This is a genomic window from Cellulomonas sp. GTC20042 (genome assembly GCF_055389595.1).
Map to the genome: position 1 here is coordinate 1473194 of NZ_AP043678.1, position 21540 is coordinate 1494733.

Consider the following 21540-nt stretch of genomic DNA (forward strand, 5'->3'; position numbering starts at 1 on the left):
GTAATACCGAACCGGCGAGTTTCGATACCCGGCAGTCGCGATTTGATCCAGGCTGTGCGCAGCGGCACAATGGCGGGCGAGGAGAGGAGCCTCATGTCCGTCAGCGAGGCCGCGGTACCCGAGGTCGACACGTCCCCGAGCCCTCAGCGGCGCCCGGGGCGTCGGCGTGACGCCGGCAAGGACGAGGTGATCCTCCAGGCCGCCCGCGAGCTGCTCACCGAGTGCGGCTACGAGGCGATGACCATGGACGCCGTCGCCGAGCGCGCCGGCACCGGCAAGTCCACGGTGTACCGCCGCTGGCCGTCGAAGGTGCGCCTGACGGTCGACAGCCTGCTGTGCAGCAAGCAGCTCAGCATCTCCGAGGTGCCCGACTCCGGCTCCCTGCGCGAGGACCTGCTCAGCGTCGCGACCATGGCGATGCGGATGAAGAACGACGAGCTCATGTCCGGGCTGATCAGCGCGATCCGTGAGGACGCCGAGGTCGCTGCGGTGTTCCACGAGCAGTTCGTCAGCGGCCGGGTGCGCCTGATGCGCCAGCTGCTCGAGCGCGCCCGCGAGCGCGGCGAGGTGGCCCCGGAGGCCGATCTCGACATGATTGCCGCCGTCGCCCCCGCGATGATCCACTACCGCAAGATCGTCGCGCACCGCCCGATGGACCAGGAGTTCGCCGAGCGGCTGGTGGACGCGGTGATCCTCCCGCTGGTGACCGGCCGCACCACGCAGGTGCCCGAGCCGGCCCTGATCGCCGGCGCGTAGGCAGGCTCCACCCCGACGAGGTCGGTGGTTCGTGCGCGATCACGCGGCACAGAACCACCGACCTCGTGCGCAACCACCGACCTCGTGGGAGGCCTGGGCGGGCTCAGCTCAGGGCGCGCTTGGCGCTGATCACGCCGGTGTCGAAGCCTGCGAGGTGCAGGCCGCCGTGGAAGCGGGCGTGCTCGATCTTGACGCAGCGGTCCATCACCACCGTGAGCCCGGCGGCCTCGCCCCGGCGCGCGACGTCCTCGTGCCAGGAGCCGAGCTGGAGCCAGAGCGCGGGCGCGCCCACGGCCAGGGTCTCGTCCAGCACCCCGGGCAGGTCGTCGTGCCGGCGGAACACGTCCACCAGGTCCGGCACCACCGGCAGCGCGTCCAGCGAGGGGTACACCGGCTGCCCGAGGATCTCGGTCTCGCGCGGGTTGACCAGGTACAGGTCGTAGGGCGAGGACGACAGCAGGTAGGTCGTGACGAAGTACGACGCGCGGGACGGGTTGTTCGACGCGCCGACGATCGCGATCGAGCGGGTGCGGCGCAGCAGGGCCAGGCGCTGGGGGGCGCTGGGGCCGACCCAGGTGCGGGGGGCGGACGTGCTCATCGGGTGGCCTCCGGGAGGGCGCAGGACGCGGTCGCGTCGACGGCGGGGATCGCGAGCGGGGCAGGTGATCCGGCGGCACGCGATCCGGCCGCGCCGGCACTGCCGCCATGACCCCCGCCCCCGCCTGCACCGGCGCCCGCACCCGTCGCCGCCGGTGCCGTCGCCGCGCGCAGGGCCTGGTCCAGGTCCCACAGGATGTCCTCGGGGTCCTCCAGCCCGACGCTGATCCGCACCAGGTCCTCCGGCACGCCCGCGGTGGCGAGCTGCTCGGCGGACAGCTGCTGGTGTGTGGTCGACGCGGGGTGGATCACCAGCGTGCGCGCATCGCCGACGTTGGCCAGGTGGCTGGCGAGCTGCAGGGCCTCGATGAACCGGCGGCCGACCTCCCGTCCGTCGCGGTCACCGGTCGGCGCGAGCCGGAAGGCGAACACCGAACCCGGTCCGAGCGGCAGGTAGCGCGCGGCGCGGGCGTGGTGCGGGTGCGAGGGCAGCCCCGCCCAGTGCACGGCGGACACCCGGGGGTCGGCCTCCAGCCACTCGGCCACGGTGCGGGCGTTGGCGAGGTGCGCGTCCAGGCGCTGCGGCAGGGTCTCGACGCCCTGGAGCAGCTGGAACGCGGACTGCGCGGACAGGGTCGGCCCGATGTCGCGCAGCTGCTCGGAGCGCAGCTTGGTGAGGAAGCCGTACTCGCCGAAGTTCTCCCACCACTTCACGCCGTTGTACGACGGGACCGGCTCGGTCATCTGCGGGAACTTGCCGTTGCCCCAGTCGAAGCGCCCGCTCTCCACCACCACGCCGCCGAGGGTGGTGCCGTGCCCGCCGAGGAACTTGGTGGCGGAGTGGATCACGATGTCGGCGCCGTGCTCGATCGGCCGCACCAGGTAGGGCGTGGACAGCGTGGAGTCGACCACCAGCGGGATGCCGGCCTCGTGCGCGACGCGGGCCAGACCGGCCAGGTCGGCGATCTCGCCGGAGGGGTTCGCGACCACCTCGGTGTACAGCACCTTGGTCTCCGGGCGGATCGCCGCGGCGTAGTCGGCGGGGTCGGTGCCGGGCACGAAGGTGGTGTCGACGCCGAACCGGCGCAGCGTCACGTCGAGCTGGGTGACCGTGCCGCCGTAGAGCTGCGCGGAGGCGACCACGTGGTCCCCGGCGCCGACCAGCGCGGCGAAGGTGATGAACTCGGCGGCCATGCCCGAGGCGGTGGCGACGGCGCCGATCCCGCCCTCCAGCGAGGCGATCCGCTCCTCCAGGGCGGCGACCGTGGGGTTGCCGAGCCGGGAGTAGATGTTCCCGTACTTCTGCAGCGCGAACAGGTTCGCGGCGTCGGTGGTGTCGGAGAACACGAAGGACGTCGTCTGGTAGATCGGCACGGCGCGGGCACCGGTGGCGGCGTCCGGCACGGCGCCGGCGTGCAGCGCGCGGGTGCGGAAGCCGAACCGGTGCTCCGGCTCGCGGGGGGTGGGGCTGGTCATGCGCGGGGAGTCTCCTCGGTCGGGGCCGTGCGGGGAAGGGGTGCGCCGGTCGCGGCGGGTGCGGGGGTGCGCAGCAGGGCGGCCACCTGCTCCACCGCCCAGGGGTTCTGCAGCGACGTGCGGTCGCCGAGCGGGCGGTCGTCGTGCAGCTCGGCGAGCAGCCGGCGCAGGATCTTGCCGGAGCGCGTCTTGGGCACCTCGGGCACCACGATCACGTGCCGGGGCTTGGCGACCGGGCCGATCTGCCGTCCGACGTGCGCCCGCAGGTCCTCGCGCAGCGCGTCGGTCGCCGCCCGCCACGCGCCGAGGTCGTCCACCGGACCGGGGGCGACCGCCGGTACCACGAACGCCGCCACCGCCTGCCCGGTCACCGGGTCGGTCACGCCGGTCACCCCGGCCTCGCCGACCGCCGGGTGCGCGACCAGCGCCGACTCGATCTCGATGGTGGACAGCCGGTGCCCGGAGACGTTGACCACGTCGTCCACCCGGCCGAGCAGCCAGATGTCGCCGTCCGCGTCGTACGCGGCGCCGTCGCCGGCCAGGAAGTAGCCCTGGCCGTCGACCCCGTGCCCGGCGAACCGCCGCCAGTACGAGTCGAGGTAGCGCTGCGGGTCGCCCCACACCGTGCGCGCCATGCCGGGCCACGGCCGGTCGATCACCAGGAACCCGCCGGCCCCGCGCGGCACCTCGACGCCCGCCTCGTCCACCACGCGGGCGGACAGCCCGGGCAGCGGACGGGTGGCCGACCCGGGCTTGAGGGTGGAGGACCCGGGCATCGGGGCGATCACCCCGGCGCCGGTCTCGGACTGCCACCAGGTGTCGACCACCGGGGCGGTGCCGCCGCCGACCTGCTCGCGCAGCCACACCCACGCCTCGGGGTTGATCGCCTCGCCGACGGTGCCGAGCAGCCGCACGCTGGACAGGTCGTGGGTGCCGGGCAGGCCGTCCGGGAACCAGGTCATCAGCGTGCGGATCAGCGTGGGCGCCGTGTAGTACGTCGTCACGCCGTAGCGCTCGATGATCTCCAGGTGGCGCTCGCGGTGCGGGGTCTCCGGGGTGCCCTCGTAGATCACCTGGGTCAGCCCGTTGCTCAGCGGCCCGTAGATCTCGTACGTGTGCGCGGTGACCCAGGCGAGGTCGGCGGTGCACCAGTGCACGTCGTCCGGGCGGGCGTCGAACATCGCCCAGTGCGTCCAGGACGTCTGCGTCAGGTAGCCGCCGGTGGTGTGCACCAGCCCCTTCGGCTTCCCGGTGGTGCCGGAGGTGTAGATGATGAACAGCGGGGTCTCGGCGTCGAAGGCCTCGGCCTCGTGCACGTCGGAGGCGGTGCCGACCACCTCGTGCCACCAGACGTCCCGGCCCGGCGTCCACGCGACGTCCTGCCCGGTGCGCCGCACCACCAGCACGTGCTCCACGTGGTCCAGCCCGGCGACCGCCTCGTCCGCCGCCGACTTCACCTCGACGGCCGCCCCGCGCCGGAACTGCCCGTCGCTGGTCACGAGCACCTTGGCGCCGGTGTCCTGCACCCGGAACCGCACCGCCTCCGCGGAGAAGCCGCCGAACACCAGGGAGTGCACCGCGCCGATCCGGGCGATGGCCAGCGTGACGATCACGGTCTCCGCGATCACCGGCAGGTAGACGACCACCCGGTCGCCCTTCCCGACCCCGAGCGCCGTCAGCGCGTTGGCGGCCTTGGACACCTCCCGCTGAAGATCGGCGTAGGTGTAGACCCGGCGGTCGCCCCGCTCGCCCTCCGCGTACAGCGCGACCTTCTCGCCGATCCCGGCGGCCACGTGCCGGTCCACGCAGTTCACCGCGGCGTTCAGCCGCCCTCCCTCGAACCAGCGGGCCTCGGGCACCGTGAGGTCGTCGGTGCCCGCGATCGGCACGGCGGGGGACCAGGTGTGCGCGGTGTGCCACGGCTCCGCCCACTCCAACCGGCGCGCCGCCGCCTCCCAGAAGCCGACCGGGTCCGCCTCGCCCCAGGCGCGCAGCCGCTCGTGCTCGGCGGCGTCGATCTGGGCGCTCGCGGCGAACGCGGCCGGCGCCGGGTAGGTGCGGGCCTCCTGCTGGAGCGCGTCGAATGCGCCCGCCCGGGTCCGGGTGTCGTCGATCGTGCTCATGCCCACCTCCGCAGCAGGGAGCGCTCGGCCAGGCCGACCAGCGCATCCGTCGTCTTGCCCAGCAGCGCCAGCAGCACGATCGCCAGCAGCATCCGGTCCACCCGGCCGTTCTGCCCGGAGTCCATCAGCAGGAAGCCGAGGCCCATCGAGGAGGCGATCAGCTCGGCCGCCACCAGGAACAGCCAGGACTGCGCGACCGCCAGCCGCAGCCCCGCCACCACCGAGGGCACCACCGCCGGCAGCTGCACGCCGGTCAGCAGCCGCACCCCGCGCAGCCCGTACGCCCGCCCGGCCTCCACCAGGTGCGGGTCGACATGCCGCAGCGCGGCCACCACCGTCGTGTACACCGGGAAGAACGCGCCGATCGCGATCAGCGTGATCTTGGAGTCCTCGCCGAGCTTCATCCAGAGGATCAGCAACGGCACCCACGCCAACGACGGCACCGCGCGCACCGCCCCCAGCAGCGGCTCCAGCAGCGCCCCCACCACGCGGGACAGCCCCACCGCCGACCCGATCGCCAGGCCGAGCGCGGCACCGATCGCGAAGCCGATCAGCACCCGCTGGGTGGAGATCGCGACGTAGGGCAGCAGCAGCCCGCGGGCGTGCAGGTCGGTCGCCGCGGTCCACACCGAGGACGGTGCGGGCAGCTGGTACGGCGCCACCCGACCGGTGCTCGTCACCCACTGCCAGAGGGCGAGCAGCAGCACCGGCAGCACCAGGCCCACCCCGGCCCGCACCCACCGCCGGGCCAACGGGCCGCGGCGCAGCGCGCTGTGCCCTTCCCGACCCGACGGTGCCGGGGCGAAGGGGTTGAGGCCGACGCGGGGACGGCCGCGGGCGTCGGTCACCGGGGCGGGGCTGCCGGTGATCGTGCCGATCGCCTGGGACATGGGGGGACTCCTGACGGGGCGTGGGGGAGGGTCAGCCGGTGATCGTGGACGGGTCGGCCTGCTCGGCGAACGTCGGCTCGAACAGCGCGTCCAGGGCGGCGTCCACCAGGTCCTGGCTCGCGACGTCACCGGACTCGACGAAGATCGGGCCGACCACCTCCAGCACGTCCCGCTGCGCCTGCCCCGGCACCGGGTCGATGTCGAGGGTGGTGCGCTCGGTGATCACGGTCTGCGCCACCGCCGGGTCGATCCCGGCCACCTCGGCGAGGATCGCGACGACCTGGTCCGGGTTCTCCTGCGCCCAGGCACGGGCCTTCTCGTAGGCGTCCACCACGACCTGCGCCAGGTCCGGGCTGGCGTCCAGGAAGTCCTGGGTGGCGTTGAGGAAGCCGTAGGTGTTGAAGTCGACGTTCCGGTACAGCAGCGTCGACCCGGCGTCCGCCTGGCTGGCGGCCATCAGCGGGTCCAGCCCGGCCCACGCGTCCACCGAGCCGTTCTCCAGCGCGGCCTTGCCGTCGGCGTGCTGGAGGTTCTGCACCTCGACGTCCGCCGGGTCCACCCCCGCCTCGTCCAGCGCCTGGAGCAGGAAGAAGTACGGGTCCGTGCCCTTGGTGGCGGCCACCGAGCGACCGGCCAGATCGGCCACGTCGGTGATCTCCGAGCCCTGCGGGACGACCAGCGCCGCCCACTCCGGCTGCGAGTACACGTCGATCGTGCGGATCGGCGAGCCGTTCGACCGCGCCAGCAGCGCCGCCGAGCCCGCCGTCGATCCCACATCGATCGCCCCGGCGCGCAGCGCCTCGTTGGCCTTGTTCGACCCCGCCGACTGCACCCACTCCACGGTCACGTCGTCGCCGAGCGTGTCCTCCAACCAGCCCTGGTCCTTGATCACCAGGCTCAGCGGGTTGTACGTGGCGTAGTCGAGCGTCAGGGTGTCGGCGCTCCAGCCCTCGGCGGCGCTGTCGCCTGCGGTGGTGTCGTCGGCTGGTGCGTCGGCGGCGGCGTCCTCGCCCGCGACGCAGCCGCCGAGCAGCAGGGTCGCGGCGAGGGCGGTGGCGAGGGCCAGCGGGCCCCGGCCGCTGCGTCGGGCGGCGTGCGTGGTGCGGGCGGTCATGGTCGCTCCTCGATCGGTGCTTCGTGGTCGGGGGGTGGGTCAGATCTGGTGGTGGTCGGCGGGGGCGGTGTGGTGCGTGGCGACGCCGAGCCCGTCCAGCAGCTCGGCGCGCAGCTCGGCCAGGCGGGCGTCCGCACGATCCCGGGGCCGGCGGCCCGGCACGGTGATCACCGAGCGCACCGATCGTCCGGTGTCGGCGGCCGAGCCCAGCAGCACCACCCGGTCGGCCAGGTACAGCGCCTCCTCGACGTCGTGCGTCACCAGCAGCACCGTCGTCGGACGGCTGCGGTGCACGTCGAGCAGCAGGTCCTGCATCCGCAGCCGGGTCAGCGCGTCGAGGGCGCCGAAGGGCTCGTCCAGCAGCAGCACGCCGGGACGGCGGGCCAGCGCCCGGGCCAGCGACGCGCGCTGCGCCATGCCGCCGGACACCTGCCGCGGGCGCAGCGCCGCCGACCCCTCCAGCCCGACCAGCGTCAGCAGCCGGTCCACCTGCTCCCGTGCCTCGGCGCGGGGCGTCCCGCGCGGCACGCCGAGCGCGACGTTCTGGGCGATCGTGCGCCAGGGCAGCAGCCGCGGCTCCTGGAACGCCACCGCCGTGCGGGTGTCGATCCCGTCCACCGGGGACCCCGCCACATCGATCCGGCCGGCGTCCGGGCGGTCCAGCCCGGCGACCTGGCGCAGCAGCGTCGACTTCCCGCAGCCCGAGGGGCCGATCACCGCGACCACCTCGCCGGCGGCGATCTCCAGGTCGACCCCCGCGAGCACCGTGCGTGGGCCGGTCGGCGTCGGGAACGTCCGGCCGACGCCGCGCAGCGTCACCGGCAGCGCGTCGACGGTGCCGGCCGCGGGCGTGCCGGCGGCGCCGGTGGCGGCGGGGGCGAGGGCTGAGGTCATCGTGGGTCCCGTGGTCGTCGTGGGCGGGCGGGGCGAGGTGCGGTGCTGCGTGCTGCGTCGTTCGTGCGGGGCGGTGCGCGTGCGGCGTGCGGTGCGTGTGGGGCGTGCGTTGCGTGTGCAGCGTGGTGCGGGTGCGGGTGCGGGTGCGGGTGCGGGTGCGGGTGCGGGTGCGGGTCGTGCGGGTGCGAGTGCGGGTGCGGGTCGTGCGGGTGCGGTTCGCGCGTGCGATGCGGGTGTCCGGGGATGCCCTGCCCTGCGCCTCGGGGCGGTGCGCGAGCATCGGGCGGCGGCTGCCTGGCGGCGGTCCGCGGTGCGACCCGGGCGGGCCCGGTGCGTGGTCGCAGGTCCGTGGGTGGCTGCTCGTGCCGGCCGGGTGCACCCCGGCGGAGGGGCATGCGGCGCGACCGGCGCCGGGAGGATCGGGCTCAGGGCCGGTGGGAGCGCCCCTGCCCGTGACGGGCGATGGCGGTCCCGGTCAGCGCCGGGGGATCAGCGGCCGAGCGTGCTGCGACAGCGGTCCGTGGGGCGACAGCAGCGGCGACAGCGGGGGTCGGGCATGCCGGGGCGCGGGGTCGTGCGCGGGTGCGTCGACCGGGCCACGGGCCGTCCCCTCTCGTGCGTCGTCAGGTCTGCGAAGTCGCAATGTCCCATCATGTGAGACGTGAACGCTCACGCCTCGGGACTGCGAACGACAGTAGCCGGACGTGGCCCCCCTCACAACCCCTGCCCACATCCCGAACCCCGCCCGCCCGCGCGCACGCCTCCACGACGCCGAGTTGTCACAACTTGTCGCTTCGCGGGCCTCGGAAGCGACAAATGCTGACAACTCGGCGCGAGTACGCGCATGTGCGAGGTGAGCGCGCGGGTGCGCGCAGGGGTGCGAGCGGGCGTGGGTGCGCGCGGGGTCAGCGGCGGGGGAGGACGAGGCGGCAGGCGATGCCGGCGACCAGGCCCCAGAACGCGGCGGACACCCCGCCGACGCTGATCCCGGACACCGTGACCAGGAACGTCACCGCGGCGGGGACGCGATCGGCCGGTGCGGTGAACGCGGCGCCGAGCGAGGATCCGAGCGTGCCGATCAGTGCCAGACCCGCAGCGGCGGCGATCAGGCCGGCGGGTGCGGCGAGGGCGACCGCGGCCACCGCCGCCGAGCCGACCCCGAGCACGAGGTAGCCGAGGCCGGCGACGACGGCGGTCCGCCAGCGCCGGCGCGGGTCGGGGCCGCCCTCGGGTCCGGCGGCGAGCGCGGCGCTGATCGCGGCGAGGTTGATCGCGTGCCCGCCCCAGGGCGCGGCGAGCACGGTGCCGATGCCGGTCACCAGCATCACCGGGCGCAGGGGAGCGGTGTACCCGAAGCCCGCGAGCACGGCCATGCCGGGGATGTTCTGCGAGGCCATGGTGACGACGAACAGCGGCACCGCCACCGACACCACCGATGCCCACGAGGGGTGCGGCGTGGTCCACACCAGGCTCGGTGCGAGGTCGGCGGGGGTCAGCGCGCGCACCTCGGGGGTGGCCACCGCGAGGGCGACAGCCAGCCCGATCGCCGCCGGGGTGGCCCAGCGCGGGGCGAGCCGCAGCAGCACCAGCCAGGTCACGATCACCGGACCCACCAGCAGCGGTCGGTCCGCGACGGCGAGCACCGGCTGGAGGCACAGGTCGACCAGCACGCCGGCGAGCATCGCGTTGGCCAGCGGCACCGGGATCATCCGCACCCAGCGTTCGAGCCGCCGCCAGAGCCCGACCAGCGCGAGCAGCACCCCGCACAGCACGAAGCCCGCCACTGCCTCCGGCCACCCGTCCGCGGCGGTGCCGGTCGTCGCGAGCAGGGCCGCGCCGGGGGTCGACCAGGCCACCGTGATCGGCAGGCGGGTCCGCCACGCGAGCAGCGCCGAGGCCGCGCCCATCGCCACCGTCACCGCGAGCAGCCCGGACGCGGCTTGCGCCGGGGTCGCGCCGACCGCCCGCAGCCCGCTGAGCACCACCGCGAACGCGCTGGTGAAGCCCACCAGTGCGGTCACCACGCCCGCGGACAGGGAGGTCCGGTCGCGCGGCGTGGGCCCCGGTCGGGCGGCGGTCTCGGCGGTCACCCGCCGGACCGTAGCGGACCCGTGTGTCCGCCCTGTTGCCCGCACGCCCCGGGCACCCGACCCGCGCGCGCTACCCGCGCAGCAGGTCGGCGACCTCGGCCACGTGCGCGGGGGCGGTCTGCACGAGCAGCGTGGTGACCGCGGTGCCCTGCCAGGCGCGGGCCTGCTCGCGCACGTCCTGCGGGGTGCCGACCAGGGCGATGTCCCGCACGAGCTCGGTCGGCACGGCCGCCGCCGCCCGGGCGCGGTCGCCGGCCAGGTAGTGCGCCTGGATCTCCGTGCACGCCTCGCCGTAGCCGAGCCGGGCGAGGGCGTCGGCGTGGAAGTTCGCGCCTTTCGCGCCCATGCCGCCGGCGTAGAGCGCGACGAAGGGCCGCACCGCGTCGGCCGCCTGCTCGACGTCGGGGCCGAGCACCACGGGCACGGTCGCGGTGACCTCGAAGTCCTCGATCGCCCGCGTCCCCGCCGCGCGCCGGGCGAAGCCCTCGGCCAGCAGCCCGCGGAAGTCGGCGTCCAGGCGCGGCGCGTAGAACAGCGGCAGCCAGCCGTCGGCGATCTCCGCGGCGAGCGCGATGTTCTTCGGTCCCTCGGCGGCCAGGTGCACCGGCAGGTCGGCGCGCAGCGGGTGCACGGTCGATCGCAGGGGCTTGCCGAGGCCGGATCCCTGGTCGGCGGGCAGCGGAAGCCGGTAGAAGTCCCCGTCGGCACGCACCGGTCCCTCCCGGCGCAGCACGTCGCGCACGATCGCGACGAACTCCCGCGTCCGGGCCAGGGGCCGCGGGTAGGGCTGCCCGTACCAGCCCTCGACCACCTGCGGTCCGGAGACCCCGAGCCCGAGCACGGCCCGCCCGCCGGACAGGTGGTCCAGGGTGAGCGCGGCCATGGCGGTGGCGGTGGGGGTGCGGGCGGCGATCTGCGCGACGGCGGTGCCGAGCCGGACGTGCCGGGTGCGCGCGCCCCACCAGGCGAGCGGGGTGAAGGCGTCCGACCCGTAGGCCTCGGCCGTCCACACCGAGTCGTAGCGGGACGCGTCGGCGGCGACCACGGCCTCGGCGACGCCCGGCGGGGGACCGGCCGACCAGTACCCCGTGTGGTAGCCGAGCCGCATCGTCGCCTCCTCGCGCGCACCCGCCGTCGGGCGCTGATGCGGCCCCATCGTGCCGTGGCACGGGCGGTGACGCGAGGGATCAGCCCGCCGCGTCAGCCCGCCGCGCCCTCCGCCGCGTCAACCCGCGGAGCCGCCCGCCGCGTCAGCCCGCGGTGCCGTCCGACCCCGACCCTGTGCCCGCCGCCACCGGCCCGTCCCCGTCCCGCCCGCGCCCGGCGAGCGTCGTGAGCAGCGCGGCACCGGTCTCGGCGTCGGCCACGGTGACCAGGAACCGCCGCCCGCCCGCGCGCTCGACCTCGATCGCCGGGCCGGAGCGTGCGACCACGCCGACGGTGCCGTCCATGCGGACGCGGTAGCCCCAGCCGCCGAAGTCGCGCAGCGGGTGGACGTCGCGGGCGCGGACCGCCACCACCTCGTCCAGCGGGACGGTCACCCGCGGGAACCCGGCGACCGAGCGCACCCGCAGGCCGCGGTCGTCGACGGTCACCGTGTAGAGGGTCGTCGCGCCGAGCAGCACGCCGAGGACCAGCGCGAGCACGGCGAACACCGGCATGTCGAGCGCGATCGTCAGGACGCTGACCAGCACCACGGACGTCACTCCGGCGACCACGCCGACCGGGCTGCCGACGCGGCCGATCCACGCCGCGTGCTCCTGGTCGCCGAGCAGGATCGTCGGACCGTCCACGGCGGTCCCGGGATCGGCGGGCCGGTGTGCGTCGCGTGGCAGCAGCAGCGCCACGCCGGCACCGAGCACCAGGGCGCCGACGATCGCGACGGTGATCACCGGGTCCACGTCGCCGACGTCGGCCGCGTCGGTCAGCCCGCGGTGCATCAGTCCGGTGCCGACCAGGATCGAGGCGCCGAACCACGCCATGCCGAGCGAGGTGCCCACGGCGATCCGCCGGGTCGACCCGTCCTGCCCGCGGAAGAACGCCAGCGCCCACGAGCCGATCACCAGCACGGCGAACACCCCGGCCATCAGCGCGACGAACGGCACGACCGCGCCGAACCCGTCGGCGTGACCGCCCGGGCCGAAGTGGATCGCGATCTGCGCCGGTATCTGGTCGCGCCAGGACAGCGTCAGCACCGTGGCCACGACCAGCACCAGCAGCGGCAGCACCAGGCCGAGCAGGGTGCTGGACAGCCGGTGGGTCACCGGGGCGGCCGGCGTCGGCGTGGTCATCGATCCTCCTGGGTGGGTGCGGTGGCGGGTGCGAGCGGTGCGGTCAGGGCGTCCTTCACCAGCCCGAGGGTGGTGCCGGGGGCGAGATCGAGGTCGCGGGACGTGCGGACCAGCGCCTCGATCGCGTCGTGCAGCGGGGAGAGGTCCGGCACGCCGCGCTCGCTGACGACGGCGCCCCGGCCGCGTCGCAGCTCGATCAGCCCCTCGTCGCGCAGGTCCTGGTAGGCGTGCAGCACCGTGTGCAGGTTCACGTCGAGCGAGGCGGCGAGGTCGCGGGCGGAGGGAAGGCGGGTGCCGGGGGCGAGGTCGCCGCGGACGACGGCGGAGCGCACCTGCGCGGCGAGCTGCGTGAACAGCGGCTCGGCGGAGGTGGGGTCGATGCGGAAGAGCACGCCGATCATCCTAGTTGTTAGATGAGAACTAGAACAACGTGTCGGACCCGCGACGTGCGCGCACCGCCGGGGGCCCTAGGGTGAGCCGCAGCGCGAGGAGCACCCGTCCCCGCACCGCACGAGAGGAGCCGCCATGTCCGGCGCAGCCCATCACATCGCCCTGGTGGCCCACGACAACAAGAAGGTCGAGCTGCTGCGCTGGGCCGAGTTCAACCGTGGCACCCTCTCCCGGCACCACCTGTACGCCACCGGCACCACCGGCACCATGCTCGAGTACGAGCTCGGCCTGCCGGTGACCCGGCTGCTGTCCGGCCCGATCGGCGGCGACCAGCAGATCGGCGCGAAGATCGCCGAGGGCGTCATCGACATGCTGGTCTTCTTCTGGGACCCGCTGGAGCCGCAGCCGCACGACCCCGACGTCAAGGCGCTGCTGCGCATCGGCGCGGTGTGGAACGTCCCGATGGCCTCGAACCGGGCCACCGCCGACATGCTGATCTCGTCCCCGCTGCTCGCCGAGCCGTGGACCAGCCGCCCCGACATCACCCCGCGCGGCTGGGACGGCGGCGCCCCGACGTCCTGAGGACCTCCGACCCCTCCCGCTCGGCGCCCGCGCGCCGTACCGTCGGGGCATGACGCCTGTCGCGTGGGTGCTGCTGGTGCTCGGGGTGGTCGCGGTGCTGTTCGTCGCCGACCGCCTCGTCGCCCGGCTGCCCGTGCGCCCGCGCGAGCATCGGCGTCCTGCCCCCGGTGGCAGCGGTGCGGGGCTGGCCGGTGGCGAGCTGGTGGAGATCTTCCACCCGCCGAGCCGGCACGTGGCCGAGGAGCGGGAACGGCGACTGCTGGACGTGCAGCTGGTCGCCTCGGGTGCGCCCGGCCCGGTGGACCTCGACGCGGGGGTGGTCGTCCTCGACCCGCAGGCGCCGGCGACCTCGGCGACGGCACCCGCGCCGGACGCCCGCTGAGCGGTCGGGTCGATCCGACCCGGCCGACCGGTCGCGGTCAGGCCGCCCCGGTCAGCCGATCCCGAGCAGCGGGCGCAGCACCGCCCAGGTGACCGGCTCCGCCCCGTCGGCGGGCAGCGGATCCGGCGCCGCCGCGACCGGTGACCGGTGCTCCCCGGTGAACGCCGGGCTCGGCCCCACCCGGGGTCGACGGACCCGCGAGCGCGCGCCCTCCTCCTGCGCGAGCGCCAGCACCGCGCGGGCGTCGTCGGCGATCCACCCGGGCCCTGCCGTCGCGGCCTCCAGGTCGTCCAGGGCGCGCAGCGGGTCGCCGACCGGCCCGCGGACCAGCACGCCCCGCACCCCGCGCAGCACCAGCCGGTCCAGCGGGCGCTCCACCCAGGTGGTCAGTGCCAGGTCGCAGCAGTGCACCGCCGTCTTCGGCTGCCGGTGCAGCAGGGCCGAGGCGACGTCCATCAGCCACGCCTCGGGCGTCCACGACCCGCCGGCCACCGTCCGCCACTCCATCGCGGTCCGGTACAGGGCGTACCAGTCGTCGGCGGCGACCAGCCGGGCGCACTCGTCGCGGAACCAGCCGGCGTCGCGGACCTGCGGCAACCGGGCGTGCGGGGGCCGTGCGTCGCTCACCCGCAGCAGGCTACCGGCGCGCGGCCGCGCCGGTGCAGGTCAGATGTAGATCGCCGGGTCGTCGACCTCGGGCTCCGGGGGCGCGCTGGCCGGCTTCTGGCGGATCGTCGCGGGCACGCCCACCGCCACCGCCCCCGGCGGCACGTCCTTGAGCACCACGGCGTTCGCACCGATCTGCGCGTCGTCGCCGATCCACACCGGGCCGAGCACCTTGGCGCCCGCCCCGACCACCACCCGGTCACCGACCGTGGGGTGCCGCTTGCCGCGCTTCATCGACTTGCCGCCCAGCGTCGCGCCGTGGAAGAGCACCACGTCGTCGCCGACCACGGCGGTCTCGCCGATCACCACGCCCATGCCGTGATCGATGAACAGCCGACGCCCGATCGTGGCCCCCGGGTGGATCTCCACGCCGGTGACCGCGCGGGACACCTGTGCCAGCAGCCGCGCGGGCAGGCGCAGCCCGGGCTCCTGCCACAGCCGGTGCGCGACCCGGTGCACCCAGACCGCGTGCAGCCCGGGGTACGCCAGCGCGACCTCGAGCCGCGATCGAGCGGCGGGGTCGCGCCGACGGGCGGCGTCCAGGTCCTCGCGGAACGCGCGCAGCAGGTGACGCACCGCCACCGCGATCCGCGCCGAGGTGGGGCGGTCGGTGGCCCGGGCCGCCTCGCCGGACGCCACCCCGACCCCGCGGCCGGGCACGCCGGCGCCACCCTCGCCGCCCGGAGGGCGCACGGGTTCGGGCACGCCGCCGTGCGGCAGCCGCTGGGTCGAGGTCATCCTGATCAGTCCAGCAGATCGGCGTAGAGGATGGACGAGAGGTAGCGCTCGCCGAACGACGGGATGATCGCGACGATCAGCTTGCCGGCGTTCTCCGGGCGCTTGCCCAGCTCGATCGCGGCGTGCAGGGCGGCGCCGGAGGAGATGCCGACCAGCAGGCCCTCCTCGGTGGCGGCGCGGCGCGCGGTGGCGACGGCGGTGTCGGCGTCCACGTCGATGATCTCGTCGTAGACGCTGGTGTCGAGGATCTCCGGCACGAAGTTCGCGCCGATGCCCTGGATCTTGTGCGGGCCGGGGGCGCCGCCGTTGAGGATCGGGGACTCGGCCGGCTCCACGCCGACGATCTGCACGCCGGGCTTGCGCTCCTTGAGCACCTGGCCGACGCCGGTGATCGTGCCGCCGGTGCCGATGCCGGCGACCAGGATGTCGACCTCGCCGTCGGTGTCCGCCCAGATCTCCTCGGCGGTGGTCTTGCGGTGGATCGCCGGGTTGGCCTCGTTGGCGAACTGGCGGGCAAGAATGGCACCCGGGCGCTCGGCCACGATCTCGTCGGCCTTGTTCACCGCGCCCTTCATGCCCTCGGACGCCGGGGTGAGGATCAGTTCCGCGCCGAACGCCCGCAGCAGCGCGCGCCGCTCCTTCGACATCGACTCCGGCATGGTCAGCACGACGTCGTAGCCGCGCGCCGCACCCACGAACGCCAGCGCGATGCCGGTGTTGCCGGAGGTCGCCTCCACGATCGTGCCGCCGGGCTTGAGCTCGCCGGAGGCCTCCGCCGCGTCCACGATCGCCACGCCGATGCGGTCCTTCACCGAGTTCGCCGGGTTGTAGAACTCGAGCTTGCCGACGACCGTGGCGCCGATGCCCTCGGTCAGCTTGTTGATGCGCACCAGCGGGGTGTTGCCGACGAGCTGGGTCGCGTCGTCGTAGATCTGTGCCATGAGAGTCCGTCCTGTCGTGGGGTCCGCGATCAGCGGGCCGGGGCTGTGCTGCGGGGAAGCAGCGGGGAGGTGTGCTGCGGGGCGGTCGCGGGGCGAGGACCGCGGGGGCGAGCGCTGGCCGGGTGCCGGGAGCCCCGGGCGCGTGGCTCCGCCGTCAGGGGCGGAGCGGCCAGCGCTCTAGCGACACAGACAGGTGCAGGTCGCCGCCGGGCGGGCGGCGGTCGTGGTGGGGACGGCGACGGGTGCGGTGCGCATGCCGGCCTCCCTCTGCCACGTGGTGCCCCGGACGGGGCTGCTGCACTGACAGTAGCCGTAACGACAGACCGGCCACAAAGATGCCCGGGGGCACCCGATCGGGTGGACCGGCTGGTCGCGGGCGAGGTCACGATCCCACGGTGGTCCACCTCGTCGGGTGCTGCCACCGGGCGGGATCCCGGCGGGCCGACGGGCGGGGTGGCACGATGCTCGGCATGGCGACCGTCGACGCTCCCCGCCCGGACGTGCTCGGACCCGGATGGGTGCAGCGGACGATCCACCTGCGCCCCGACGCGCACGGCGACCCGGTCGCCACGCTGGTGCACCGCGAGGACGCCGGGGCCGCGCGCACGGCGGTGCTCTACGTGCACGGCTTCGTCGACTACTTCTTCCACCCGCACGTCGCGCAGGCGCTGGCCGACGCCGGGCAGGACCTGTACGGCCTGGACCTGCGCGACTACGGCCGGTCGATCCGCCCGGGGCGCGTGCCGAACGACACCCGCGAGCTGGCGGTCTACGCCGAGGAGATCGACGCGGCCGTGCACCTGCTGCGCGACACCTACGACCACGTGGTGCTGCTGGGCCACTCCACCGGCGGGCTGGTCGCGGCGCTGTGGGCCGACGCGCGGCGGGGCCGCGGCCTGGTGGACGCCGTGGTGCTGAACAGCCCGTGGCTCGACCTCCGCGGATCGCGGCTGGAGCGCACCGTGCTCACCTGGGCGATCGTCGGCGTGATCGGCCGGGTGGCGCCAGACCTGGTCGTCTCGCACCTGGCCCCGCACTACGGGCAGGCGCTGCACGCCGGCACCGGCGGCGAGTGGGACTACGACCTCACCTGGAAGCCGCACGAGGGTTTCCCGGTGCGCGCGGGCTTCGTCCGGGCGATCCGGCGCGGGCACGCCCGGGTGGCACGCGGGCTCGCGATCGACGTGCCCGTGCTGGTCGCGACCTCGGACGCCACCGGCCCCGACGACCGCTGGCACGAGGACCTGCTCAGCACCGACTCGGTGCTGGACGTGGCGGACATGCGCCGGCTCGCGCCGGGGCTGGGCCCGGACGTGACCCTGGTCCAGATCCCCGGCGGCGCCCACGACCTCGCGCTCTCGCCCGCCCCCGCCCGCGAGCAGTACCTGAGCGAAGTCACAGGCTGGCTGGCCGCACGAGGCCTGTAGCCCCACCCCCCCCCAGACCCACGAGGTCGGTGGTTCGGCACGAGGTCGGTGGTTCTGCGCCGCATGATCGCGCTCGAACCACCGACCTCGTGCAGGGGCCCTGCCGAGCGGGTCAGAAGAAGGGCCAGGGGAGGGCGGGCATGTCGCCCTCGGGGCCGGGGAAGTGCGGGTCTGCCAGGATCCGCTCGCAGCGGTCGGTCAGGGCCGCGATCTCCGGCTCGGCCAGCAGATCGCGCAGCGCTGCGCCGAGATCCGACGACAGCCCGTCCAGCGCCCGCTCCACCCCGGCGATCTCCTCGGCAGCCAGCGGCTCGCCGACCCAGCCCCACAGGACGGTGCGCAGGCGGGGCTCGGTGTGGAACGTGACGCCGTGGTCGACGCCGAGGCGCCGCCCGTCGGGCATCGGCAGCACGTGCCCGCCCTTGCGGTCGGCGTTGTTCAGCAGCACGTCCAGCACCGCCATCCGGCGCAGCGCGGAGGAGTCCTCGTGCACCAGCGCCACCGGGGTGCCCTGCTCGTCCTCGCCGGTGATCACCGCGCGCCGGTCGCCGACGGCAGCGGGATCGACCACGTCCACCGGGTCCTGCGCGCGGTCCGGCTCCTGCCAGAGCTGCACCATGCCGGGCCCGTGCGGGCCGTCCCCGAGCCAGGTCGGCGGGACGACGCCCCAGCCGGTGACCTCGGACACCAGGCGCGCGGCGACCTCGCGGCGGGCGAGCGTGCCGTCGGGGAAGTCCCACAGCGGCTTCTCGCCGGCCACCGGCTTGTAGACCACCGGCACCTCGCCGATCCGGCCCAGGAACGTCGCGTTCGAGGCGACGGTGATCCGGCCGACCAGCTCCAGCGGGGCGTCGGGCAGATCGGGCGGGACGCTCACACGGCCGCGGGCGGCGCGCAGAGGTGGCCGTCCGGATCCATCGGCTCCCCGCACCGGGGGCAGGTGGGACGACCCGCGGCCACCACCTGACGGGTGCGCTCCGCGAACGCCCGCGCGGTGCCGACCGGGATCCGCAGCACCAGCGCCTCGGCGGGCTCGGGCGCCTCGTCGTCCCCGTCGACCGGCTCCTCGTCGTCGTCCTGCTCGGCGACCGGGAACGCCTCCACCACGAGCTGCGCGGTGGTCGGGTCCCAGCCCATCCGGATCGCCCCCAGGCGGAAGTCCTCCTCGACGGGCTGCTCCACCGGGTCGGTGTCGACCAGCTCGGCGGTGGCGTGCGCGGGCACGCTGAACGGGTTGCCCTCGGCGGCGGAGAGCTCGTCCAGCACCGCGTCGATCTTCTCGGCGAGCAGCGCCGCCCACTGCTTCTCCAGCGCGACGCTGGTGGTACGGCGGCCGGTGCGGACCTGGAGGTAGAACGTGCGCTGACCCGGGCGGCCGACAGTGCCGATGACGACGCGGTCGGGCCAGTCGTGCTCGTGGACGATCGTGGGCATGGGCCCATGCTACGAGCGCCCGCCCACGTCGGCCCGAGGCGGCCCGTGCGCTACCGTCGCCCGGTGCGGACGGCGGGAGTGGTCGGTGGCGGCCCGGCGGGGCTGATCGCCGCGGAGGTGCTGGCGAGGGCCGGCGTGGCGGTGACGGTCTACGACCGGATGCCCTCGGTCAGCCGCAAGATGCTGCTCGCCGGGCACGGCGGCCTGAACATCACGCACTCCGAGGACCTGTCCCGCTTCCTGCCGCGCTACGGCGCCGCCGCGGACGTGCTGGCGCCGATGATCGCGGATTTCACCCCGACCGACCTGCGCGCCTGGTGCGCCGAGCTGGGGGAGGAGACCTTCGTCGGCACCAGCGGACGGGTGTTCCCGCGATCGTTCCGCGCCACCCCGCTGGTCCGTGCCTGGCTGACCCGGCTGGCCGGGCTCGGCGTGACGATCGAGACCCGCACCCGGTGGGCCGGCTGGACCGCCGACGGCGCGGGGCTGCGGCTGGTCGGCGTCGGCGGGGCCGCGGACGGCGTCGAGACCTCGGCGTCCCATGACGTCACTCTGCTCGCGCTCGGCGGTGCGTCCTGGCCGCGGCTGGGTGCCGACGGCTCGTGGATCGACGGGCTGGTCGCGCGGGGCGTGGACGTGGCGCCGCTGCGGGCCGCCAACGTCGGGGTGCGGGTGACGTGGGGCGCCGACTTCGCCGAGCGGTTCCAGGGGGTGCCGCTGAAGAGCGTGTCGTTGGCGGTGCGCGGGCAGGACCGGCCGGCGGTGCGCGGTGACGCCATGCTCACCCGCACCGGTCTGGAGGGCGGACCGGTGTACGCGCTGGGTGCGCCGATCCGGGACGCGCTGGACGCCGGGGAGTGCGTGATCGAGGTGGACCTGCGCCCCGACCTGCCGCTCGACCGGCTGATCGACCGGCTGTCGCGGCGTCGGCCCAAGGACTCGCGATCGACCTGGCTGCGTCGTGCGCTCGGCCTGGACGCCGCCGCGGGTGCCCTGCTGCGCGAGGCGGTGGCCGGTGCGGTCCCGGACGACCCCGCCGCCGTCGCCGCCCTGGTCAAGGCGGTGCCCGTGCGGGTGGCGGACACGATGCCGATCGACAAGGCGATCTCCTCGGCGGGCGGCATCCGCTGGTCCGAGGTGGACGACGACCTCATGCTGCGCGCGCTGCCCGGCGTGTTCGTCGCGGGGGAGATGCTCGACTGGGAGGCGCCCACCGGCGGGTACCTGCTCCAGGCGTCGTTCAGCACCGGTGTGCGGGCCGCGCACGGGATGCTGCGCCGGCTCGGGGCCTGATCGCGGGGCGTGATTCGCGGGGCTCGGTCCCTCGGGGCGGATCGTCCGGCTGGATCACGGGGGCGGGCCGCGGAGCCCTGGCCAGCCCGCCCGGGCGTCAGGCCGTCGGCGCGCCCGGGCCCGCCCCGCCGCCCACCGGCGCGTCCCCGCCCGGTGCCGCCGCGCGCAGCCAGGACAGGTCGCCCCCGGTGGTGTTCATCGCGACCACGTCCGGCTGCCGGGGCCCGTAGCGCACGATCGACACCGACGCCGGGTCCGGCCCGATCCGCTGGAACAGGTCGAGGTGCATCCCGAGCGCGTCCGCGAGCAGCGCCTTGATCAGGTCGCCGTGCGTCACCACCGCCCACACCGCCCCCGGACCGTGCTCCGCCGTGATCGCCGCGTCCCGCTCCCGCACCGCCGCCACCCCGCGGGCCTGCATCCCCGCCAGCGACTCGCCGCCGGGGAACACCACCGCGCTCGGCTGCCCCTGCACCGTCGCCCACAGCGGCTCCGTCGCCAGCTCGCGCAGCGGTCGGCCCTGCCAGGTGCCGTAGTCGCACTCGGTGAACCGCTCGTCCACCAGCACGGTCGGCGTGACGGCCTGCCGGTCGGTGATCGCCTGCGCGGTCTCGCGGCAGCGCTCCAGCGGGCTCGTCACCAGCGCCACCAGCGGCACCGCCGCGATCCGCTCGCCGGTGCGCGCCGCCTGCTCGCGCCCGACGTCGTCCAGGTGCACGCCGGGGGTGCGTCCGGCGAGGAGCCCCGAGGCGTTGGCGGTGGTGCGGCCGTGGCGGACGAGCAGGACGGTGGCCATGCCGGGAGCCTAGGCGGACCGGGTCTGCCGCGCGTCGGCCTCGCTCGCGCGTGCCGGTGGCACCCGGCACGATGGATCGATCCGGTGAGAGAAACGCAGGAGGGTGCCCCCGTGGACGCGACCGACGACGTCGTCACGCAGACCATCGACGCGTACCGGGCGGCCGTGCTCGCCCGCGACGCCGAGGCGCTGCTCGCCCTGTACGCCCCGGACGTGCGGGTCTACGACCTGTGGGGCCCGACGTGGTCCGCCGAGGGTGGCGACGCCCGGCGCGCGGCCGTCGAGGAGTGGTTCGGGTCGCTCGGCGAGGAGACCGTGCACGTGACGATGTCCGACGTGCGCGCCCAGCTCGGCACCGACCTGGCCGTCGTCGAGGCCGTCACCCGCTTCGAGGCCCGCGACGCCGACGGCGCCGTGCTCCGCTGGATGGCGAACCGGCTGACCTGGGTGCTGCTGCCCGACCCGCAGGGCCGCTGGCAGATCGTGCACGAGCACACCTCCGCACCGGTCGACCCGGACAGCGGCGCGGTGATCCTCCAGCGCTGACGCAGGGCCGCGCGGCGTCGCGCTCCCGGGCCCCGCGCGCCCGGCCGACCGCCCCGGACGGGTAGCGTGAGCGCCCGTCCGCCGCACGGTGGACCGAGGCGAGCGGTGGAGGGC

Annotated in this window: 22 protein-coding genes; 6 read left to right on the forward strand and 16 right to left on the reverse strand. The window is 75.3% G+C overall.

Going from position 1 to position 21540, the window contains the following annotated elements; translation table 11 throughout:
- Positions 1-93: 93 nt before the first annotated feature.
- On the forward strand, positions 94-756 hold the full coding sequence (locus ACZ5HG_RS06835; protein ID WP_464181292.1) for a TetR/AcrR family transcriptional regulator: 663 nt from the start codon (positions 94-96) through the stop codon (positions 754-756).
- A 103-nt stretch (positions 757-859) separates the two neighbouring features.
- On the opposite strand, the gene ACZ5HG_RS06840 is transcribed toward ACZ5HG_RS06835, so the two are convergent.
- The 10 genes from ACZ5HG_RS06840 to ACZ5HG_RS06885 all read right to left on the reverse strand — a co-directional run bounded on the left by ACZ5HG_RS06840 (position 860) and on the right by ACZ5HG_RS06885 (position 12623).
- The gene (locus ACZ5HG_RS06840) at positions 860-1354 is read right to left on the reverse strand and encodes a CoA-binding protein (RefSeq protein WP_464181293.1); all 495 of its coding nucleotides are present in this window, start codon (positions 1352-1354) and stop codon (positions 860-862) included.
- Positions 1351-2829, reverse strand: coding sequence for an O-acetylhomoserine aminocarboxypropyltransferase/cysteine synthase family protein (locus ACZ5HG_RS06845; RefSeq protein ID WP_464181294.1), 1479 nt, complete (start codon positions 2827-2829; stop codon positions 1351-1353). The genes ACZ5HG_RS06840 and ACZ5HG_RS06845 overlap by 4 nt, the downstream gene beginning before the upstream one ends.
- Entirely contained in the window at positions 2826-4952 is a 2127-nt protein-coding gene (gene acs, locus ACZ5HG_RS06850; protein ID WP_464181296.1) for an acetate--CoA ligase, read from the reverse strand. Before acs ends, ACZ5HG_RS06845 begins: the two co-directional genes overlap by 4 nt.
- Positions 4949-5842, reverse strand: a complete 894-nt coding sequence (locus tag ACZ5HG_RS06855; protein ID WP_464181298.1) for an ABC transporter permease — start codon at positions 5840-5842, stop codon at positions 4949-4951. Before ACZ5HG_RS06855 ends, acs begins: the two co-directional genes overlap by 4 nt.
- A 31-nt stretch (positions 5843-5873) precedes the next feature.
- Positions 5874-6956: an aliphatic sulfonate ABC transporter substrate-binding protein gene (locus tag ACZ5HG_RS06860; protein ID WP_464181301.1), complete on the reverse strand. Its 1083-nt coding sequence runs from the start codon at positions 6954-6956 to the stop codon at positions 5874-5876.
- Positions 6957-6995: 39 nt separating this feature from the next.
- Positions 6996-7850, reverse strand: a complete 855-nt coding sequence (locus ACZ5HG_RS06865) for an ABC transporter ATP-binding protein (protein WP_464181302.1) — start codon at positions 7848-7850, stop codon at positions 6996-6998.
- Between the two features lie 905 nt (positions 7851-8755).
- Positions 8756-9940, reverse strand: coding sequence for a benzoate/H(+) symporter BenE family transporter (locus ACZ5HG_RS06870; RefSeq protein WP_464181304.1), 1185 nt, complete (start codon positions 9938-9940; stop codon positions 8756-8758).
- A 70-nt stretch (positions 9941-10010) separates the two neighbouring features.
- The gene (locus ACZ5HG_RS06875; protein ID WP_464181306.1) at positions 10011-11048 is read right to left on the reverse strand and encodes an LLM class F420-dependent oxidoreductase; all 1038 of its coding nucleotides are present in this window, start codon (positions 11046-11048) and stop codon (positions 10011-10013) included.
- A gap of 142 nt (positions 11049-11190) precedes the next feature.
- Entirely contained in the window at positions 11191-12231 is a 1041-nt protein-coding gene (locus ACZ5HG_RS06880) for a DUF1648 domain-containing protein (RefSeq protein WP_464181307.1), read from the reverse strand.
- The gene (locus ACZ5HG_RS06885) at positions 12228-12623 is read right to left on the reverse strand and encodes a GntR family transcriptional regulator (protein WP_464181309.1); all 396 of its coding nucleotides are present in this window, start codon (positions 12621-12623) and stop codon (positions 12228-12230) included. The genes ACZ5HG_RS06880 and ACZ5HG_RS06885 overlap by 4 nt, the downstream gene beginning before the upstream one ends.
- 133 nt (positions 12624-12756) lie before the next feature.
- On the opposite strand from ACZ5HG_RS06885, the gene ACZ5HG_RS06890 reads away from it, so the two are divergent.
- Positions 12757-13203: a methylglyoxal synthase gene (locus tag ACZ5HG_RS06890; RefSeq protein WP_464181310.1), complete on the forward strand. Its 447-nt coding sequence runs from the start codon at positions 12757-12759 to the stop codon at positions 13201-13203.
- 49 nt (positions 13204-13252) lie between these two features.
- Complete coding sequence (locus tag ACZ5HG_RS06895; protein WP_464181311.1) at positions 13253-13585, forward strand: DUF6191 domain-containing protein; 333 nt, start codon at positions 13253-13255, stop codon at positions 13583-13585.
- Between the two features lie 51 nt (positions 13586-13636).
- Here the strand turns inward: ACZ5HG_RS06895 and ACZ5HG_RS06900 are convergent, their stop codons facing one another.
- From ACZ5HG_RS06900 to cysK, 3 genes are all read right to left on the reverse strand, one after another.
- On the reverse strand, positions 13637-14212 hold the full coding sequence (locus ACZ5HG_RS06900; RefSeq protein ID WP_464181313.1) for a hypothetical protein: 576 nt from the start codon (positions 14210-14212) through the stop codon (positions 13637-13639).
- 39 nt (positions 14213-14251) lie between these two features.
- The gene (gene epsC / locus ACZ5HG_RS06905; RefSeq protein ID WP_464182118.1) at positions 14252-14833 is read right to left on the reverse strand and encodes a serine O-acetyltransferase EpsC; all 582 of its coding nucleotides are present in this window, start codon (positions 14831-14833) and stop codon (positions 14252-14254) included.
- Positions 14834-14994: 161 nt separating this feature from the next.
- On the reverse strand, positions 14995-15930 hold the full coding sequence (gene cysK / locus ACZ5HG_RS06910; protein WP_464181315.1) for a cysteine synthase A: 936 nt from the start codon (positions 15928-15930) through the stop codon (positions 14995-14997).
- Between the two features lie 470 nt (positions 15931-16400).
- Between cysK and ACZ5HG_RS06915 the strand changes: the two genes are divergently transcribed.
- Complete coding sequence (locus tag ACZ5HG_RS06915) at positions 16401-17357, forward strand: alpha/beta hydrolase (RefSeq protein WP_464181317.1); 957 nt, start codon at positions 16401-16403, stop codon at positions 17355-17357.
- 112 nt (positions 17358-17469) lie between these two features.
- Here the strand turns inward: ACZ5HG_RS06915 and ACZ5HG_RS06920 are convergent, their stop codons facing one another.
- On the reverse strand, positions 17470-18234 hold the full coding sequence (locus tag ACZ5HG_RS06920; protein WP_464181318.1) for an SCO1664 family protein: 765 nt from the start codon (positions 18232-18234) through the stop codon (positions 17470-17472).
- Positions 18231-18791, reverse strand: coding sequence for a DUF3090 domain-containing protein (locus tag ACZ5HG_RS06925; RefSeq protein WP_464181319.1), 561 nt, complete (start codon positions 18789-18791; stop codon positions 18231-18233). The genes ACZ5HG_RS06920 and ACZ5HG_RS06925 overlap by 4 nt, the downstream gene beginning before the upstream one ends.
- A gap of 63 nt (positions 18792-18854) precedes the next feature.
- Here ACZ5HG_RS06925 and ACZ5HG_RS06930 point away from each other — a divergent pair, with 63 nt between their 5' ends.
- Positions 18855-20084, forward strand: a complete 1230-nt coding sequence (locus tag ACZ5HG_RS06930) for a BaiN/RdsA family NAD(P)/FAD-dependent oxidoreductase (RefSeq protein WP_464181321.1) — start codon at positions 18855-18857, stop codon at positions 20082-20084.
- Between the two features lie 97 nt (positions 20085-20181).
- Here the strand turns inward: ACZ5HG_RS06930 and ACZ5HG_RS06935 are convergent, their stop codons facing one another.
- On the reverse strand, positions 20182-20880 hold the full coding sequence (locus ACZ5HG_RS06935; RefSeq protein WP_464181322.1) for a histidine phosphatase family protein: 699 nt from the start codon (positions 20878-20880) through the stop codon (positions 20182-20184).
- Between the two features lie 111 nt (positions 20881-20991).
- Between ACZ5HG_RS06935 and ACZ5HG_RS06940 the strand changes: the two genes are divergently transcribed.
- Positions 20992-21426 carry a YybH family protein gene (locus ACZ5HG_RS06940; RefSeq protein WP_464181323.1) on the forward strand — a complete coding sequence of 145 codons (435 nt, stop codon included), beginning with the start codon at positions 20992-20994 and terminating at the stop codon, positions 21424-21426.
- Positions 21427-21540: the final 114 nt, after the last annotated feature.

What these genes read in the sequence shown, in the direction of transcription:
- ACZ5HG_RS06860 (WP_464181301.1), bottom strand. Translation starts at nt 6,956, where the DNA reads ATGACCGCCCGCACCACGCACGCCGCCCGACGCAGCGGCCGGGGCCCG.
- ACZ5HG_RS06855 (WP_464181298.1), bottom strand. Translation starts at nt 5,842, where the DNA reads ATGTCCCAGGCGATCGGCACGATCACCGGCAGCCCCGCCCCGGTGACC.
- ACZ5HG_RS06845 (WP_464181294.1), bottom strand. Translation starts at nt 2,829, where the DNA reads ATGACCAGCCCCACCCCCCGCGAGCCGGAGCACCGGTTCGGCTTCCGC.
- cysK (WP_464181315.1), bottom strand. Translation starts at nt 15,930, where the DNA reads ATGGCACAGATCTACGACGACGCGACCCAGCTCGTCGGCAACACCCCG.
- ACZ5HG_RS06890 (WP_464181310.1), top strand. Translation starts at nt 12,757, where the DNA reads ATGTCCGGCGCAGCCCATCACATCGCCCTGGTGGCCCACGACAACAAG.
- ACZ5HG_RS06835 (WP_464181292.1), top strand. Translation starts at nt 94, where the DNA reads ATGTCCGTCAGCGAGGCCGCGGTACCCGAGGTCGACACGTCCCCGAGC.
- ACZ5HG_RS06915 (WP_464181317.1), top strand. Translation starts at nt 16,401, where the DNA reads ATGGCGACCGTCGACGCTCCCCGCCCGGACGTGCTCGGACCCGGATGG.
- ACZ5HG_RS06925 (WP_464181319.1), bottom strand. Translation starts at nt 18,791, where the DNA reads ATGCCCACGATCGTCCACGAGCACGACTGGCCCGACCGCGTCGTCATC.
- ACZ5HG_RS06935 (WP_464181322.1), bottom strand. Translation starts at nt 20,880, where the DNA reads ATGGCCACCGTCCTGCTCGTCCGCCACGGCCGCACCACCGCCAACGCC.
- acs (WP_464181296.1), bottom strand. Translation starts at nt 4,952, where the DNA reads ATGAGCACGATCGACGACACCCGGACCCGGGCGGGCGCATTCGACGCG.
- ACZ5HG_RS06840 (WP_464181293.1), bottom strand. Translation starts at nt 1,354, where the DNA reads ATGAGCACGTCCGCCCCCCGCACCTGGGTCGGCCCCAGCGCCCCCCAG.
- ACZ5HG_RS06875 (WP_464181306.1), bottom strand. Translation starts at nt 11,048, where the DNA reads ATGCGGCTCGGCTACCACACGGGGTACTGGTCGGCCGGTCCCCCGCCG.
- ACZ5HG_RS06880 (WP_464181307.1), bottom strand. Translation starts at nt 12,231, where the DNA reads ATGACCACGCCGACGCCGGCCGCCCCGGTGACCCACCGGCTGTCCAGC.
- ACZ5HG_RS06865 (WP_464181302.1), bottom strand. Translation starts at nt 7,850, where the DNA reads ATGACCTCAGCCCTCGCCCCCGCCGCCACCGGCGCCGCCGGCACGCCC.
- ACZ5HG_RS06895 (WP_464181311.1), top strand. Translation starts at nt 13,253, where the DNA reads ATGACGCCTGTCGCGTGGGTGCTGCTGGTGCTCGGGGTGGTCGCGGTG.